Annotated in this window: 14 protein-coding genes; 4 read left to right on the top strand and 10 right to left on the bottom strand. The window is 52.8% G+C overall.

What is annotated here, in order from left to right; translation table 11 throughout:
• Nucleotides 1-28: 28 nt before the first annotated feature.
• Nucleotides 29-1,810, bottom strand: coding sequence for an LPS biosynthesis-modulating metalloenzyme YejM (yejM, locus tag AC2FCQ_RS05630; RefSeq protein WP_490308438.1), 1,782 nt, complete (start codon nucleotides 1,808-1,810; stop codon nucleotides 29-31).
• Between the two features lie 9 nt (nucleotides 1,811-1,819).
• The gene (locus AC2FCQ_RS05625) at nucleotides 1,820-2,047 is read right to left on the bottom strand and encodes a YejL family protein (protein WP_006317912.1); all 228 of its coding nucleotides are present in this window, start codon (nucleotides 2,045-2,047) and stop codon (nucleotides 1,820-1,822) included.
• 357 nt (nucleotides 2,048-2,404) lie between these two features.
• On the opposite strand from AC2FCQ_RS05625, the gene yejK reads away from it, so the two are divergent.
• On the top strand, nucleotides 2,405-3,415 hold the full coding sequence (gene yejK / locus AC2FCQ_RS05620) for a nucleoid-associated protein YejK (protein WP_209636102.1): 1,011 nt from the start codon (nucleotides 2,405-2,407) through the stop codon (nucleotides 3,413-3,415).
• 84 nt (nucleotides 3,416-3,499) lie between these two features.
• Here yejK and rplY read toward each other — a convergent pair whose 3' ends face one another.
• A complete protein-coding gene (gene rplY / locus AC2FCQ_RS05615) occupies nucleotides 3,500-3,784 on the bottom strand; it encodes a 50S ribosomal protein L25 (protein WP_020827785.1) in 285 nt (94 codons plus the stop codon).
• A 206-nt stretch (nucleotides 3,785-3,990) separates the two neighbouring features.
• A complete protein-coding gene (gene radD / locus AC2FCQ_RS05610) occupies nucleotides 3,991-5,748 on the bottom strand; it encodes a DNA repair helicase RadD (RefSeq protein WP_490308437.1) in 1,758 nt (585 codons plus the stop codon).
• Nucleotides 5,749-6,056: 308 nt separating this feature from the next.
• Here radD and rsuA point away from each other — a divergent pair, with 308 nt between their 5' ends.
• The 3 genes from rsuA (at nucleotide 6,057) to AC2FCQ_RS05595 (ending at nucleotide 8,968) form a co-directional block, all read left to right on the top strand.
• On the top strand, nucleotides 6,057-6,770 hold the full coding sequence (gene rsuA, locus AC2FCQ_RS05605) for a 16S rRNA pseudouridine(516) synthase RsuA (protein WP_209636098.1): 714 nt from the start codon (nucleotides 6,057-6,059) through the stop codon (nucleotides 6,768-6,770).
• A 39-nt stretch (nucleotides 6,771-6,809) separates the two neighbouring features.
• The gene (locus tag AC2FCQ_RS05600; protein ID WP_490308436.1) at nucleotides 6,810-8,018 is read left to right on the top strand and encodes a Bcr/CflA family multidrug efflux MFS transporter; all 1,209 of its coding nucleotides are present in this window, start codon (nucleotides 6,810-6,812) and stop codon (nucleotides 8,016-8,018) included.
• Nucleotides 8,019-8,623: 605 nt separating this feature from the next.
• Nucleotides 8,624-8,968, top strand: a complete 345-nt coding sequence (locus AC2FCQ_RS05595) for a YejG family protein (protein ID WP_209636096.1) — start codon at nucleotides 8,624-8,626, stop codon at nucleotides 8,966-8,968.
• An 8-nt stretch (nucleotides 8,969-8,976) separates the two neighbouring features.
• Here AC2FCQ_RS05595 and yejF read toward each other — a convergent pair whose 3' ends face one another.
• The 6 genes from yejF to mepS form a co-directional block, all read right to left on the bottom strand.
• Nucleotides 8,977-10,569, bottom strand: a complete 1,593-nt coding sequence (yejF, locus tag AC2FCQ_RS05590) for a microcin C ABC transporter ATP-binding protein YejF (RefSeq protein ID WP_490308435.1) — start codon at nucleotides 10,567-10,569, stop codon at nucleotides 8,977-8,979.
• 1 nt (nucleotide 10,570) lies between these two features.
• The gene (locus AC2FCQ_RS05585) at nucleotides 10,571-11,596 is read right to left on the bottom strand and encodes an ABC transporter permease (protein WP_490308434.1); all 1,026 of its coding nucleotides are present in this window, start codon (nucleotides 11,594-11,596) and stop codon (nucleotides 10,571-10,573) included.
• Nucleotides 11,593-12,687, bottom strand: coding sequence for a microcin C ABC transporter permease YejB (locus tag AC2FCQ_RS05580; RefSeq protein ID WP_209636090.1), 1,095 nt, complete (start codon nucleotides 12,685-12,687; stop codon nucleotides 11,593-11,595). The genes AC2FCQ_RS05585 and AC2FCQ_RS05580 overlap by 4 nt, the downstream gene beginning before the upstream one ends.
• Before the next feature lie 10 nt (nucleotides 12,688-12,697).
• Nucleotides 12,698-14,506, bottom strand: coding sequence for an extracellular solute-binding protein (locus AC2FCQ_RS05575; protein ID WP_209636089.1), 1,809 nt, complete (start codon nucleotides 14,504-14,506; stop codon nucleotides 12,698-12,700).
• Nucleotides 14,507-14,596: 90 nt separating this feature from the next.
• Nucleotides 14,597-16,183 (bottom strand): cyclic di-GMP phosphodiesterase, encoded by a 1,587-nt coding sequence (locus AC2FCQ_RS05570; protein WP_490308433.1) that lies wholly within the window; start codon nucleotides 16,181-16,183, stop codon nucleotides 14,597-14,599.
• Between the two features lie 365 nt (nucleotides 16,184-16,548).
• The gene (gene mepS, locus AC2FCQ_RS05565; protein ID WP_037426774.1) at nucleotides 16,549-17,124 is read right to left on the bottom strand and encodes a bifunctional murein DD-endopeptidase/murein LD-carboxypeptidase; all 576 of its coding nucleotides are present in this window, start codon (nucleotides 17,122-17,124) and stop codon (nucleotides 16,549-16,551) included.
• Between the last annotated feature and the right edge of the window lie 403 nt (nucleotides 17,125-17,527).

Below are 17,527 nucleotides of genomic sequence, written 5' to 3'. Positions count from 1 at the left end.
TACGCCTGACTGCTTGTATTTTAAGCAGTTAGTTGGCGATGAAACGTTTCACGTCGGTCAGCACCTGCAGCAGCAGGGCAAGTTGCGGTTTCTCGTCTTTTATCTCGTTGTCATTCTTGTCGTATGCGCGGTAGGTGCCATTGTTGTCCAACACCAGGGTTTGCGTTGGCGTGGTGATAACTAACAGATTGTTATCACCCGTGGCAATCCAGTTGTTCCTGCGCTGCGCGGTAAACAGGTCTTCCCCTTGAGAATAGTCATTAGGGGCGGTTTTCACGTGCAGCAGGCGTTGCATCAGGGTGCGCATGACGTCGTTATGACCGGTCAGTTTATTAATGGTCTGCGCCGGGGTGCCTGGCCAGTGGATGATCAACGGCACTTGTAACTGTTGCTGGTTGAAACTGCTGCCAGCCCCCCAATTGCCTTTGCCGGTATCATTGAACTCAACGCCGTGTTCTGCCGTAATCACCACAACGGTTTTATCCAGCATGCCGCGCTCTTTCAGCGTGCTGATGACCTGTGCAATTTGTGCGTCCACATCTTGCGCGCCTGCGCGGTAACGCTGAATAAAACCGGCGGGGGCAGGGGTTTTCTCATCGGCCGCAGGTTCGGCGCCGCGGAAATTGATATAAGAGAACCACGGGCCATTGCCGCTCTGGTCGGTCAGCCAGTTTTGCCACTGCTGCGTAGTGACCGCATCGTTTTGCTTGATCGGTGTAGGCAGTGAGAAGTCTGTCAGCAGCGCCTGTCGGTAAAGGCTGGCATTGAAGCCATCAGATGAGAACAAACCAAACTGATACCCTTGGGCGCTGAGCGCACTGACCAGCGCTGAGGGTTTGCGTGACGCAAGGATGCTGTCCAGATAGGTTGGTGAAATGCCGTAGAACAGGCCAAACAGACCGGTGTCCGCATGATTACCTGAGCTGTAGTGATCGCTGAAACGGACATTTTCCTGTGCGAAACGGGTAAGGGCAGGCATATCCTGCTTCATGTCCTGCTCCCGTACGCCATCCACCACGATCATCAGCAGGTTATAACCACTGCCTTTGTCGCTATAGCTAAGGTCGCTAAGCGGGTATTCAACCGCAACGGCCTCTGGATTCCCTTGCTGTACCAGGCGGCGTTCATATTCTTGCGAATCGAGCAGCCCGTGTTTCTCAAGGAATTTTCGCGCGGTCATTGGGTATGACAGCGGCAGATTGGCACGCTGCATGGTGATCGGGCGATAAAAATTGGCGTCAGCCCAAATATAAATCAGGTGCGATGCAAAAAAGGCACTGATGAACAGCACGGCCAGTGGCTTGCCGAAACGTTGACGGTTCAGGCTGCGCAGTTTTTGCCAGCTCCAGGTACCAAACAACATCTCCACCAGGAAGATAACGGGCACGCAGATAAACATCAGCTGCCAGTCACGCGCGAGCTCACTCTGATCGGGGTTGATCACCAGTTCCCATACGACAGGATTAAGGTGAAGGTGGAAGTGCGTAAACACTTCGCTGTCTACCAGCAGTAACGTGAGCCCGGTCGTGGCCAGCGCGGCGGAAATAAACCGCAGCAACCGCTGCGACATCACCACAAAGGTGAGCGGGAATATCACCAACAGGTAGCCAGCGAAAACGATAAAGCTGAAATGCCCCAGTAAGCTGACCAGGGCATAAACCCGACCCAGCAGGGAAGAGGGCCAGTCGGTGACAAACAGGTAGCGGCTGCCTAGCCCGAGGGCAAGCAGAATATTGAATAAGGCGAACCAGTGCCCCCAGCTAATCATCTGGGAGACTTTTTCACGATAACGCTGACGGTTTGTCACCATAATTATTTATTAATGCGCTTTATCTTCACGAATAGAAGCTTGCAGAGCTTCTGCAAACGATCTTGCCAATGTTTTCCGCTGCGCGGGAGCAACACTGGTGTTGATCAGATTAGTTACCATGTTGCCCAGCACCATCAGAGAGAGATCGGTGGGAGTATGGTGTTTTTCCAGAACATTAACCAGCTCAGAGAGCAGCTGTTCAACGTGTTCGTCACTGTAACGGGATGATTGTGGCATAAAATTGCGCTTCGTAGCCTGACAAAGTCCCATATCTTACCGTATAGGGCAGTGATTTTCCGCTCTTTTATCGATCCCCTTCATACTTGGTGCATCAGCAGTGCCGGCTATTTTGGATTCCTCGTATCATCTGAGGGATCTCCCCCTGCACGCAGCGTTCAAATCTGCACCTATCAGGTTTAGCCCAACAACAACGAACTGGCCTGCGTTCATCAGGACTCCCACCTTTTCCGTCTTGCGGCAGCGCCAATACCCTGGGAAATTGCCCTTTCAATTTCACCTTTTTACCGGTCTTAAAAGTTGCAGGGCGGGGACTTCAGTGTTTGAATACGCGGCTAAAGAACAGGAGGATTTACCATGAGTCTGGATATCGACCAGATCGCTCTGCACCAGTTGGTCAAACGCGACGAACAAACGCTGGACGTAGTGCTGCGCGACTCTCTGCTTCCCACCAATGCGGCGGTGGAAGAGATGATGGAAGAGCTGCACCGTGTCTACAGTGCCAAGAGCAAGGCCTATGGCCTGTTCAATGAAGGCAGTGAGCTGGCGGATGCGCTGCGCACCTGCCGGAAGGAAGATAAGGACTTTCTGGCTTTCAGCCGTGCGGCGACGGGCCGTCTGCGCGATGAACTGGCCAAGTATCCGTTTGCTGAAGGTGGCGTAGTGCTGTTCGGCCAGTACCGTTACCTGGCAGTGGAGTACTTGCTGATCGCGGTGCTGAACAGCCGTAACAGTTCGCGTGTAAATGAAGAGCTGGATATCAACACCACCCATTATCTGGATATCAATCATGCCGATATCGTGGCGCGTATCGATCTGACCGAGTGGGAAACCAATCCAGAATCGACCCGCTATCTGACGTTCCTGAAAGGGCGCGTAGGCCGTAAGGTCTCCGATTTCTTCATGGACTTCCTGGCGGCGTCTGAAGGGTTGGATACCAAGGCCCAAAACCGGGGTTTACTGCAGGCCGTTGATGACTATTGCGCCGACGCGCAGTTGGATAAAAACGAGCGTCAGTCGGTGCGTCAGCAGGTTTACAGCTATTGCAATGAACAGTTGCAGGCGGGTGAAGAGATTGAACTGCAAGAACTGTCGAAAGAGATCGCGCCGGTAGGCGAAAAAGACTTTATGCAGTTCTCCAGCGAGCAGGGTTATCAGTTGGAAGACAGCTTCCCTGCCGATCGCGGTACGCTGCGCCAGTTGACTAAATTTGCCGGCAGCGGCGGCGGTATCAGCATGAACTTTGACGCCATGTTGTTGGGTGAGCGCGTTTTCTGGGATGCGGCCACTGACACATTGACGATCAAAGGCACGCCGCCGAACCTGCGCGATCAGTTACAGCGTCGGTTGAACAGCGGCAACAAATGATGTCGCCGGATCGCAGACAATAAAAAACGCCGCAATTGCGGCGTTTTTTACTTCGGCGTCCCGAAAAGCTCGAATACGTTGCGATTACGCGCGAACGAAGTCGATGTGGGTCAGCTTCGGCTTGAACGGGTGACGCTGTACAGCCTGAACTTTAACTTTGGTTTCTTTACCGTCGATAACCAGAGTTACAGCTTCGCTGTAGAATTCTGCTTTGGCTTCCATGTTCTTAACAGAATCATGGTCCAGCTCGATGGAAACTGGAGCTTCTTCGCCACCGTAAACGATAGCTGGGAATTTATTTGCTGCACGCAGGCGGCGGCTCGCACCCTTACCCTGGTCTTTACGTACTTCTACATTGATAGTGAACATTGTTTTTTCTCTTAAAAGAAAATTTACCCTGCTACAGGCGACCCAGTAGCAAGTTCGATTTACCCGTTGCCGTCCAGACGCTAGCCTGTAATGCGTAAGGTATAACCTGCTTTAGCGCCGGGCGAACCCAGGCAAAGCGGGCGGCATTTTAACGGAAAGCCGGCCACAGGGCAATGGAAACCTACCCAATGTGCCTGCAACCAACATCAATACAGTTCATTGGCACGGCGGAAGCGGCCTTGATAATCGAACACTTTTTCCCGCACCTGCCAGAATTGCCCGCGCTTGCGTGCCACAACGAAATCCGGATGGCGTAGCAATGTTTGTTGAGCCAGCACGTCGGCAGCCGTTTGCCAACTGAACGGCACCCCCGGTGCGCGCTGGTGGGGGCGTAAGAACAGCATCTCGAAGGCTTTACGCTGCGCCGGTGTCTGTAACCGGAAACGTTCACCGGTGCTGGTGCCCTCTTCGTCGTAATAGGTGGCCTTCAACCATTCGCCTTTTTCATCGCGACCGCTTTGCAATTCCATGCCGCCACAGCGTAGCACCAGAGCATCTTTTAATTTCAGCGCTGCCTTCAGCATATCATCGGGATCGACTAACACCTCTTGGCACTGGTGGCAGCGGCGGGCCGCAATGTCGTTTTCAGCGCCACAATGTGGGCAAATTTTGAAGCGGAAACGGTAATCGCATTGCTCGCGATGGCCTTCATCGTCCTCCAGCCAGCCTTGGCAGCGGCGCCCGTAGTGTTCGATGATATCGCCATTCTCGGTGCATTTGCCCCAAAACAGGTTGGCGAAACCGCAGCCGGGACAGAACACCTGTACCGGTTGGCTATCACTGTGTGGCTTACTGACGCCCACTTCCGGCGTGAACAGATCGTGTGGATTACCGGCATAATCGAGGATCAGACAATCCTCTTTACCGGGTGATAACCGCAGCCCACGCCCGACAATTTGTTGATACAGGCTGACGGATTCCGTCGGGCGCAAGATGGCGATCAGATCGACGTGCGGTGCATCAAAACCGGTGGTTAACACCGCCACATTGACCAAATAGCGCAACTGTTGCTGTTTGAACGCCTCAATCAGTGCATCACGCTCAGCGGCAGGGGTTTCGGCGCTGACCAGTGCGGCTTCGCCCGCTGGCAGCAAGCCGTGAATTTCACGTGCGTGTTCAACGGTGGAGGCAAAAATCATCACTCCCTTGCGGGTTTCAGCGTATTCAACGATCTGGCTGATGATGTGTGGCGTGATGCGATTTTGCTGTTTTAGCTCACGGTTCAGGTCAACTTCACTGAACAATCCGTTGCTTCTGGCCTCCAGGCGGCTGAAATCATACTGTACGATGGGCATATCCAGCCGTTCCGGCGGGACCAAATAGCCATTCTTGATCATATAACGCAGCGGCAACTCATAAATGCAGTCGCGAAACAGGCTGCTGGCATCGCCGCGAGTAATGCCATGATAGTGGTACTGATAAATCCAGCCTTTGCCCAGCCGGTAAGGGGTTGCAGTCAGGCCCAGCAGGCGTAACTGCGGATTGGTTTTTTGCAGATGTTGGATAATCTGTTGGTATTGGCTGTCGTCATCGTCGCTGATGCGGTGACATTCGTCGATAATCAGCAGGGAAAAGGCGCCGTCGAACAGCGGCAAGTTACGCGCCACAGACTGGACGCTGCCGAACACCACCTTACCGGCACTGTCCTTTTGCTGTAGGCCGGCAGCAAAGATATCTGCATCCAGCCCATAGGCGCAGTATTTAGCGTGGTTTTGTGCCACGAGTTCCTTTACGTGGGCCAGCACCAAGACGCGGCCGCGAGCGCGTTTCGCCAGTTCGGCAATCACCAGGCTTTTGCCCGCGCCGGTTGGCAGCACGATCAGCGCCGGTTGCGGATGCTGGCGGAAATGTTTGATGGTGGCTTCGACGGCCTCCAGCTGATAGGGGCGTAAAGTAAAGGTCATAAATTAACGCCTTGAATTGATTGGGGCTGTCAGGAACAGGTTTTGTAACATCTGAACCCAAAAAAACAGTGACATTTTACTCCCCTGACGGCCAAATAATTTCTATATTATGCCTTCTGAGCGCTCGCGGTGCGAGACATGTGGAAATTACCTCTGTCAGGGGGCCGTTTCCGCCGCTATACTCGTGTGACAGTAATCGCTGTTTCCCCCCCTTCGATCCTGCCCTGTTGCATTTGGTGCAACTGCGGGTGTCATATTTTAGCAATACGATCAATGCGATCATAACAACGACAGGCAAAGCAGATTCAATGCGACTGGACAAGTTTTTATCTCAACAGTTAGGTGTTAGCCGCGCGCTGGTAGCGCGTGAACTTCGGGCAAAACGCGTCACCGTGGACGGTGAAGTGGTGAAGAGCGGCGCACTTAAGCTGACGCCGGAGCAGGAAGTGGCGTTTGACGGTAATCCACTGCAGCGTCAGAACGGCCCACGTTACTTTATGCTGAACAAACCACAGGGTTACGTCTGTTCTACAGACGATCCCGATCACCCGACGGTGCTGTATTTTCTCGATGAGCCGGTTGCCTACAAGCTTCATGCTGCTGGCCGCCTGGACATTGATACCACCGGTTTGGTGCTGATGACCGATGACGGTCAATGGTCACACCGTATTACCTCGCCAAAGCATCATTGTGAAAAAACCTATTTGGTGACGCTGGAACATCCACTGGCGGACGATACTGCGCAGCAATTTGCTGAAGGTGTGCAGCTGCATAACGAAAAAGATCTGACACGGCCTGCGCAACTGGAAAAAATTGAAGACAAACTGGTGCGTTTGACCATCAGCGAAGGGCGTTATCACCAGGTTAAACGTATGTTTGCGGCGGTCGGTAACCGCGTTCTCGAGCTGCATCGTGAACGTATCGGTGCCATCGTGATGGATGACGATTTGGCTGAGGGCGAATACCGTCCATTGACCGAAGAAGAAATTGCCAGCGTGGGTGCACCGCATCTGCAGGATTAATTCATTATTACACTACGGCTGATGAAGGAGTCGTCGAACGTGCTACAGAACCGGTCATCTCACCTCGGTTTGATTTTTATTCTGGGCCTGCTGTCCATGTTGATGCCGTTGGCTATCGACATGTACCTGCCCAGCATGCCGGTGATTGCTAAACAGTTCGGCGTAGAGTCGGGTAGCGTGCAGATGACGCTCAGCGCCTATATGCTCGGTTTTGCTTTGGGGCAACTGTTCTACGGACCGATGTCGGACAGCATTGGCCGCAAACCGGTGATCCTGTGGGGAACGCTGATCTTCGCCATTGCCGGCGGAGCCTGTGCGATGGCGCAGTCGATCGATCAACTGATCAACCTGCGCTTCCTGCACGGGCTGTCGGCTGCGGCGGCCAGCGTGGTGATTAATGCCCTGATGCGCGATATGTTCACCAAGGATGAGTTCTCGCGCATGATGTCGTTTGTCATTCTGGTGATGACCATAGCCCCACTGCTTGCCCCGATGATCGGCGGTGCGTTGCTGTTGTGGTTCAGCTGGCATGCGATTTTCTGGACGATGGGCGCGGCAGCCCTGATCGGCTCGCTGTTGGTTGCGTTCTTCATCAAGGAGACGCTGCCCAAAGAGCGGCGGCAGAAATTCCATCTGCGTACCACGTTAGGCAACTTCGGTTCATTGTTCCGCCACAAGCGAGTGTTGAGCTATATGCTTGCCAGCGCCTTCTCATTTGCCGGTATGTTCTCGTTTCTCAGCGCCGGGCCGTTTGTGTATATCGAACTGAATAACGTTTCACCACAACACTTTGGCTACTATTTTGCGTTGAACATTGTGTTTTTGTTCCTGACAACGTTGGTCAACAGCCGCAATGTCAGGCGACTGGGGGCGGTCAAGATGTTCCGCCTGGGGCTGTTTGTTCAGTTGGCGATGGGGTTATGGTTGTTGGCGGTGAGTGCCGTGGGCTTGGGGTTCTGGGCGCTGGTCATTGGCGTTGCGGTGTATCTGGGCTGTATCGCGATGATCTCATCAAACGCCATGGCGGTGATCCTGGATGATTTTCCGCATATGGCGGGCACAGCCTCTTCACTGGCCGGGACGCTGCGTTTCAGTATCGGTGCGCTAGTGGGGGCAGTGTTGGCTATGGCACCGGGCAAGAGCGCATGGCCAATGGTTTCCTCCATGGCGTTGTGCAGTATCGTTGCCGTGCTGTTCTATTTGTATGCCAGCCGACCACGGCATAAAGCCTCGCCTGCTACCCTGTAATGTGATTATACCCCCACTCAAGGTCTCAACAAATGTGGGCTTGAGTGGGGTAAACTTTCCGTCCTCTCCCTTCTCAAATATCCAATGGCAAAAAAACTGGCTGCTAAGCATCAGCGTGCTAATTAAATGTGCGCTGAGAGGGCTGTGTTTTTTTTGTTAAAAATAATGCTCGTTCTATGCCGGAGAACCGCAGGGTGTAACGCGGTATGTTTTGTCTGGAAATTACGCTTAATTTGATTTAACGATAATGATAATCAATGAGTTATCTCATTGTGACCTTCTGATGTTCGAGGTTAAATGTTTCTGCAATGTAAAATTATAAAGAGCAAAAAGTAGCCGTATTGCAAGAAAAAAGAGTTGTGATCGGGACGGGAAAGGGTTACATATAACGCAAAAATGCGAGCTGAGTCGCAAAATGCCGTGAAACGACACCGCACGGCGCATGAAAACACCATGACATCAGCACGCGCAGGCCTAAGTTAATTAGTCGTGACAAATTTACATTTAAATAACATTTGTACGCGGCAGAGTCGGTAGTCAGCGGCTATAACTTAGTAAGCCTGTCAGGAAAAAAGTGTTTCATCTTTTCAAACTAGGGATTTCATGTGGAAAGTATCCAACTTTCGGTAGTGCATCGCTTGCCGCAAAGTTATCGTTGGCTATCAGGTTTTACCGGCATCAAGGTTGAACCCATTCCGCTCAGCGGAATAGACGAAGATAACAATCTGATTGGCCTGAAATTACTCAGCCATGAAGGGGCTGATGCGTGGCAGGTTATGCAACAGCTTAATCTGTCTTTGCAAGAGATTCAGGTGGATTGCGCCGTTGTGGAGTGGGAAGGGCAACCTTGCCTGTTCGTGCAACGCTGTGACGAAAGCGCAACCATGTGCCGCTTAAAAAATGTAGGCGCTGCGATTGCTGAACCTATGAGCGCCCAATACCCATTCTGATCCCGTCGCTAGTCCGCCAACTGTAACAGTTGCTGCGTGTAAGCGGCGGCGGGCGAAGTAAAGATCGTCTGGCAGTCACCTTGTTCGACCACCTCTCCCTGCCGCAGCACAATCACTTGATGGCACAGTGAACGCACCACCTGTAAATCATGACTGATAAACAGATAGGCCAGCCGGTGGCGTTGCTGCAGCGATTTCAACAGCGTCAGGATTTGTGCCTGTACCGATTTGTCCAACGACGAGGTCGGCTCATCCAGGATCAGTAACTGTGGCTGTAAAATCAGCGCGCGTGCGATGGCGATGCGTTGACGCTGCCCACCGGAAAACTCGGTCGGGTAACGGTGGCGCAGGGCAGGATCCAGCCCGATCTCCTGCAATACAGCTATCACCCGTTGCTCTCGTTGCTCGGCGTTTAACGTCTGATGAACCTCTAACCCTTCGGCTATGATTTGCAGCACATTCAGCCGTGGATTGAGTGCAGAGTAAGGATCCTGAAACACAATCTGCATTTGGCTACGGTACGGCAGCATTTGTTTCATGTTGAACTGGTGTAACGGCTGACCGTTAAACCACACCGCACCGCCAGCGTTCAGCAGGCGCAGTAACGCCAGCCCGGTGGTGCTTTTCCCTGAGCCAGATTCGCCCACCAGGCCGATGCTTTCCCCCGCCCTTAATTCAAAGCTCAGCCCTTTCAGCGCGTAATTGTGATCAATCGTACGGCGTAACAGCCCGCGTTTGATCGGGAAACTGACTTGCAGATTTTCCACCTTCAGCAGTGGCGCGGCATCAGCCGGTAGCGGTAATGGCACACCGACATCTTCTGCCGCCAACAACTGCTGGGTATACGCGTGTTGTGGCCTGCTGAACAGATTGGAGCGGCTGTTTTGTTCGACGCAATGGCCATGGCGCATCACGGCCACATTGTCCGCCAGGCGGCGCACAATATTCAGGTTGTGGGTGATAAACAGCAGCCCCATGCCCATCTCTTGCTTTAGCTCTTTCAATAACGACAGGATCTGTGCCTGAATGGTCACATCGAGCGCGGTAGTGGGCTCATCGGCAATCAGCAGTTTGGGCTGGGTTAACACCGCCATGGCAATCATCACCCGCTGACGTTCGCCGCCGGAAAGTTGATGCGGGTAGTCTTTTAATCGGCCTTTAGCGTTGCGGATACCAACGCGATCCAGACACTGGATAACCTCACCACGCGCAACGTCGCGTCGCATACCGCGATGCAGCGCCAGCACTTCCGTCAGCTGTTTCTCAATCGTGTGCAATGGATTGAGCGACACCATCGGCTCCTGGAAAATCATCGAAATCTGGTTACCGCGGACCTTGCGGAGTTCGGCCTCTGGCGCATGCAGTAACGAATGGCCATTAAACTGGATATCACCGCCGGTATAGATCACGGGAGGCGACGGCAGCAGGCGCAGTATCGATAAAGCCGTGACGCTTTTGCCCGAGCCGGATTCACCCACCAGTGCCAGCGTTTCTGCTTTTTCTATCTGCAATGAAATGCCATTGACCACCGGATTCAGTTGACCTCCCTGGCGGAAAGCGACGCTGAGATCCTGAATTGAAAGCAAAGGAGAGCTAGCCATATCAATGCGCCTTGCTGGGGTCAAAGGCGTCGCGAACCGCTTCGCCGATAAAAATGAGAAGAGACAGCAGTACTGCCAGCACCAGGAATGCGGTGATGCCGAGCCAGGGTGCCTGAAGATTGTTCTTTCCTTGCAGCAACAGCTCACCCAATGAAGGTGAGCCGATTGGCAGACCGAAACCAAGAAAATCGAGAGAGGTCAGGGTGGTGATTGAGCCGCACAGGATAAAGGGTAAAAAGGTCAACATGGCCACCATCGCATTGGGCAACATATGGCGATACATAATGACCCTGTCTTTTACCCCCATGGCACGCGCGGCGCGGATATAATCGTAGTTGCGGGTGCGCAGGAATTCGGCGCGTACCACACCCACCAGGCTCATCCAGCCAAATAAAATGGTAATACCGAGCAACCACCAGAAATTGGGCTGTACGATGCTCGACAGCAGGATGATCAAAAACAGCGTCGGCATGCCTGACCACACCTCAATAAAGCGTTGGCCCCACAGATCAACGCGGCCGCCGTAATAGCCTTGCATCGCGCCCACACAGACACCAATCACGCTGGAGAATAGCGTTAGCGCGAGCCCAAACAGCATTGATATACGAAAGCCATACAGTACGCGGGCCAGCACGTCACTGCCGTTACTGTCGGTGCCCAACAGGTTATGGCGTGAAGGGGCCGAGGGGAAGGGCACGTCAGTAGCGAAGTTGATGGTGTCGTAACTGAAGCGAATTGGCGGCCAAACGGCCCATCCGTGGTGGTCTATCTGTTGCTTTACGAACGGATCCTGGTAATCGGTAGTGGTATGCAGTTCTCCGCCGAAGGTGGTCTCGCTGTAGTCAAAGATGAACGGCAAATACACATGGCCTTCGTAACGGACGAGCAAGGGTCTGTCGTTGGCAAGCAGGTTGGCACCTAAGCTGAGAGTAAACAGCACCAAAAAAATCCACAGTGACCAATAGCCACGACGATTACTGCGAAAACGCGCCCAGCGGGCCTGATTTATCGGGCTTAGACGGTTCATTGGCGTGCCTCGAAATCAATGCGCGGATCGACCAGGGTATAGGTGATGTCGCTGAGGATATTCAAGAGCAGGCCAATCAGGGTGAAGATATACAACGTGCCGAACATGACGGGATAATCCCGTTGCAGGGTGGCGTCGTAACCCAGTAACCCCAGCCCATTGAGCGAGAACATCACCTCGATCAACAATGAACCGGTGAAGAACATGCTGACAAAGGTCGCCGGGAAGCCTGCGATAACCAGCAGCATCGCGTTTCGGAACACGTGTCGGTAAAGGATTTTCTTCTCGTCGAGCCCTTTGGCGCGTGCAGTCACCACGTACTGTTTGCGGATTTCATCGAGAAACGAATTCTTGGTGAGCATCGTGAGCGTGGCGAAACCGCCAATCACCGTCGCCAGCACCGGCAGTGTGATATGCCACAGGTAGTCGGTTATTTTGCCGTACCACGGCAGGGTATCGAAGTTGCTGGAAACCAGACCGCGAAGTGGGAACCAATCGAGGTAGCTGCCGCCGGCGAACAGCACGATCATCAGAATGGCGAACAGGAAAGCAGGAATAGCATAACCGATGATAATCAGGGTGCTACTCCAGGTATCAAAGGCGCTGCCGTTATTGACGGCTTTGCGGATACCCAGCGGTATCGACACCAAATAGATAATCAGCGTGCTCCACAACCCCAGCGTAATAGAGACAGGCAGGCTATGGCCAATCAGCTGCATTACTGACGCACCGCGAAACAGGCTGTCACCAAAGTCAAAGCGCATGTAGTTCCACAGCATGGTGAAATAGCGCTCGTGCAAGGGTTTGTCGAAGCCATAACGTTTGGTGATCTCGGCGATAACCTCCGGATCCAGGCCGCGCGAGCCGCGGTACTGGCTATCCGTCGCGCTGCCGACACCGATGCGTGCATGGCCCAGTTTTTCACCGGCGCCACCGCCGCCGAAACCGCTGCTTTGGCCCATTTCAATGGCAGCAATGGCCTGATCGACCGGCCCGCCAGGGGCGATTTGCACGATGAAAAAGTTAATGGTGATGATCGCCCACAGCGTGGGGATAATCAGCAACAGTCTGCGAATCAGATAAGCTGCCATCGCAGACTCCTTATTGCTGTTGGGCCGGTAAACGGGCCGCCTTGTTAACGTCAAACCACCAGTTGTCGAAACCGATCACGTAGGCAGGGCGAATTGGCGGCGTAGAGAACTTGTCCCAATAAGCATAACGGTCGTGATTGGAATACCACATCGGCAACATATATCTATTCCAGGTCAGTACCCGATCCAGCGCCCGGCCAAGTGGCAGCAGGGCTTTTTCATCGCCCTGATGTGCGGCGATCTGCCTGACCAGGCTGTCGACCGCCGGATCGGTGACACCCGAAGTGTTCCAACTGGAATCAATATATTTGGAGTCCCAAAGTGTCAGGAGGCTGGTACTGGGGAACGGCATTGCCATATAGACCGTTGGCATCATATCGAAATCGCCGTCGCGCATGCGTTTGGTAAATTGAGATATGTCGATCTCACGGATCTGCATATCAATGCCCAACCGTTTCAGGTTGTGCTGAAGCGGTAATACGTACTGGAAGTTGCTACCGCTCAGCAGCATCAACTCAAAGGTGAACGGTTTGCCGGTTTTGCTGTTCACCAATTGTTGGTTTTTCACTTCCCAACCGGCCAGCTTTAACAACTGAGTGGCCTTAAGCAGGTTTTGGCGATCGTTGCCGCTGCCGTCAGAGGTCGGCGGCTGGTAAATACTGGTGAACACTTCAGCCGGTACTTTGCCCTTCAGCGGGGCCAACAGCGCCAGTTCAGCCGCGTCTGGGTAACCACTGGCCGCGTATGGTGTGTTTTGGAAATAGCTGTTAGTCCGTTGATAGGCGTTGTAATACAGCGCCTTATTCATCCAATCAAAGTCGAAAGCCAACGTGAGTGCTTCCCGTACCCGAGGATCGGCGAACAGCGGGCGTCTCATATTGAAGGCCAGCCAGCGCGTGTTTTGCGCCGCCTGGTTGGTTTCATCTTGTTTGATGATGTAGTTACGGGCGAAATTGCCGCCCTGATACTGCGTGGCCCAGCTTTTTGGCGAACCTTCAATACGGAAGTCATAGGCACCGGCCTTGAAGGCTTCCAGCGCGACTTTGTCGTCGAGGTAGTAGTCGTAACGAATGCTGTCGAAGTTAAAGCGGCCGCGGTTGACCGGCAGATTGGCGGCCCAGTAATCGCGCACGCGTTGGTAGGTAATGTATTGGCCAAGCCGATAGCTGGCGATCTTATAGGGGCCGCTGCTGAGTGGTGGCGTGTTCAGCGGTTCATTCAGCTTATGATCTTTCCAAAAACTTTGCGGCAAAATGGGGAGGCTGAACAGCCCGAGCAGTTTGTCTTTATCCGGCTGAGGGAATTCTATACGCACTGTCAGACGTGAGATCGCCTTCACCGTAATGCCTTTATACAGCACGCGAAATTGCGGTACGCCTTCGGTCATAAACTTATTAAACGTGAAAGCCACGTCGGCGGCGGTAATGGGGCTGCCGTCGTGGAAACGGGCGCGGGCATTAATATCCAGCTCTACCCAGCGCATATCCGCAGGGAAGCGAGCAGATTCGGCAATCAGCGGATAGTAACTGCCGATTTCATCGTCTGAGGTGGTGAACAGCGTGTCATACAGCGCGTCGGTCCGTTCGCCGGGAACGCCGCGTGGGGCATAGCGGTTAAAATTATCGTAGGTCCCGATGGCTGCCAGCCGCACATCGCCTCCCTTCGGTGCCGCCGGGTTGACGTAGTCATAATGGCTGAAGTCAGTGGCGTATTTCGGCTCACCGAGCTGGGCGAAAGCATAGCTTTCATTGAGGGGTTCAGCCTGCAGGCCAAGGCTCAGTGCCGAGAGCACCAGGGCAGCAAAAACGCGTATGGACATCTTAACGGTAAGCTCCTGCTGTAAAGTCAGTTAAACCTGCGGCCGGCAGGCCATTTTTTGCCACGCAGCAGGGTAAATACATGAGAGAACTCACGGCTTGAGTGCCTGATAGTCAAATACGGGATGGGCATTGCAATACGCCATGAAGTTATCGATGCTCAAGGGTTTGCTGTAATAATACCCCTGCATAAAGTTAACGTCGTGCTCCTGCAGGAAGTGCACTTGTTCGGCTGTTTCAACCCCTTCCGCCACGGTTTGCATCTTCAATTTTTTGGCCAGTGAAATGACCGCGTCCAGAACGGGTGCCGTGACGGTATCCCGACCGATCGAGTTAACGAAGCCGCGGTCGATTTTCAGGTAATCCATGCTAAATCGCTCCAGATAAATCAGTGCACTGTGGCCGGTCCCAAAATCATCAATAGCGATTTCAATCCCCTGCTGGTGCAGCCAGTCGAACTCTGTCAACGCACTGTCTTCTTCCACCATACCGCGTTCGGTAATTTCAAAGACCAGCGTAAAATAGTTGCACGGTAATTGGGCCAGCAGTTCATACACATCGTGATGGAAAGAGGGCGCACTGAGATGTGAAGGGGAGATGTTCAACCCGAGTTTTGCCCCCTGCGGCAAAGCCGTTGCCAGTTTAGGGGCGTCTTCGGCAATCAGGCGGAACAGGTGGCGTGTCAGTGGCACTATCAGCCCTTCGCTTTCGGCATAGGGGATAAATAAATCTGGCGGTATACGCCCTTCGATGGGGTGTTGCCAGCGGATCAACGCTTCCAGGCCACCAATGGCGCCGGTTTTGGTATGAAAGACCGGTTGATACTCGATAAAGAACTCGTTGTACTTGATGCCACGCATCAGGGCGCGTTCCGGGCTTTGGCGCAACAACAGCATGTAGTAGCACAGCACGCCGATCATCACCGACAGGATCAGGCTACCCAGAAGGGTTAGCCGGATATCGTTGGGCGTCAGCTTTTGGTTATAAAACAGAATGGTCATCGGCGTGCCGGCGATGGATATACGGTCGGCCTGCTCGTTGGGCAGTTGGTTAACCGGCATCAGGTTTGGGCTAAAACTGGTGAGGGCGCGATCGCCGAGAATAATGGCAATGCCTGCCGCCCGATCGGCGGTGGGGCTGAACATTTGTTGGGGCATTAGCCCAATATCCAGCGTAGCCAGTATACCGGTATCTTCCTTGCCCGGTTGGCGTAACCACACCGCGACGGCGGGTTTTCCCGGCACTAATGGCGTACCCTGCTGTAGTTTGAGGTCCAACGGCTGTTGTTGGTTTATTTCCGGATAGATGCTTTTCAGCGCCAGCGTCATGTTGCCGGTAGCGGAAGAACAGTAGGCAATGCCGTTTTTTACCAGCATAAAAGTACGTACGCCGGAATGGAAAGCCGCTTGGTAGGTAATATCCGGTTGGCTGGTTGCACAGGATTGTTCGGTTAACGGCAACAATTGCTGCATGATTTCCGTTAACTCATTAAAGATTTTGAGAGTGAATTCTTGGGTGCGTTGTTCCACCACACGTTGATATTGCGTACGCTGGTGGCTAATCAAAGAAAGCGTAATAGCCATAAACAGGATAAAAAACACCAGGGCTACAATGCCGCTTTTAGCCAGGCTACGTCTTCTGTGCGAGACATGGCGTGCAAATGCCCTTTTCAAGCCCATAAACCTGCCCCCTGAGCGCGGCGTATCAAACTGTTTTTGTTATAAAGTGACTGCGTAATATATCCCAATGCTGGTCTTGCAGTCATTATTCATCGCACATCTCGCGAATGACAATCGGCCGATATGGCCCACTAACGCATTATTGGCGTTATCTCCATTTGACGATAATAGGTGAGTTTTTCATCTGAGGTGCAGTTTCCCGAAAATAATATCGCGAAATAAATAAGGGGAGGGCAGCAGAAAGCCAATCGAATCGATCGCTGATAGCACAATGATGTCTGGAGGGTATGCGGGGCAAAAAAAACGCTGCCCGAGGGCAGCGTTCTATCGCTCGTTTGGTATTCAGGACAATCAGGTTGGTACCGTCAACTGCGGGTAAGCACTCGGCGGCCTTCACGATAACGTTTATCCCAGTAGTTATCGCTGAGTTTTGAAATCATCACGCCGTTACTGGTCGAGGCATGAACGAATTGATCGTTACCTAAATAGATGCCGACATGGCGTCCGGTAGAGCCGGCGCGGAACAGCACCAGATCGCCAGGACGCAGTTTGGTACGCAAGATCTTCTTGCCAACGTCTTCCTGTTCATAGGTTGAACGCGGTAAATCCATACCAAACTGTTCACGGAAGGTGCGTTGTACAAACGCTGAGCAATCGATGCCGCGCTTGGTTTCACCACCTAAACGGTAGCGAACGCCTTTCCAGTCTGCATACTGGTCCATAATTTTTGACTTAACGTCAACGTTACGGACCATTGCTTCGAATTCATCCTGAGAGGCTTGCAGTAAAAGACCATCTTTGTCATTAACTGCACGCATCTCAGTTTGTGCGTTATTCAAGTTCGAAGTGTGAGTCGTGCTACACGCGGAGAGCATTACCGCTGCGGCAATTGCAGGTACTACCCGCAAAAAATATCTCAGAAACGGTTGAGATTTGACCATTGTTGTTGTTTTCCCTTGAAGTCCTTAACGACGAAAGTCGCTACCTGAAAAATGCCAAACGGAACGAGACTAGTCTGCTGCTGTTTACTCGACAATCGCTTACCGTTCAAAACGTGCTGGAACGCACATTTTTAATCGATTTGACGCTGAGTTGAGTTAAACCAGGCACAAACGCATCCGAGATTACCGTAACGAATTGGGGATTGCGAGCCTTTTTCCGCCCTTTTTTATATGAATTTGTGATGTAACATAATGTAAATCTTCATATAAAAAACGCTAATCGTTCGTTGTGCTGGTTTTGCGTCAATTCAGGCGGCGAAAGCGTTAACGCGATGATGTGCAAATAAGCAGAAAACGGTGAGGGAATCATCAGGAGGCCGGTCGGCCTCCTGCGGGGTATCAC

The organism is Serratia sp. CoH_134_PS_4 (assembly GCF_058190535.1).
This window is presented reverse-complemented; position numbering and strand designations above follow the sequence as displayed.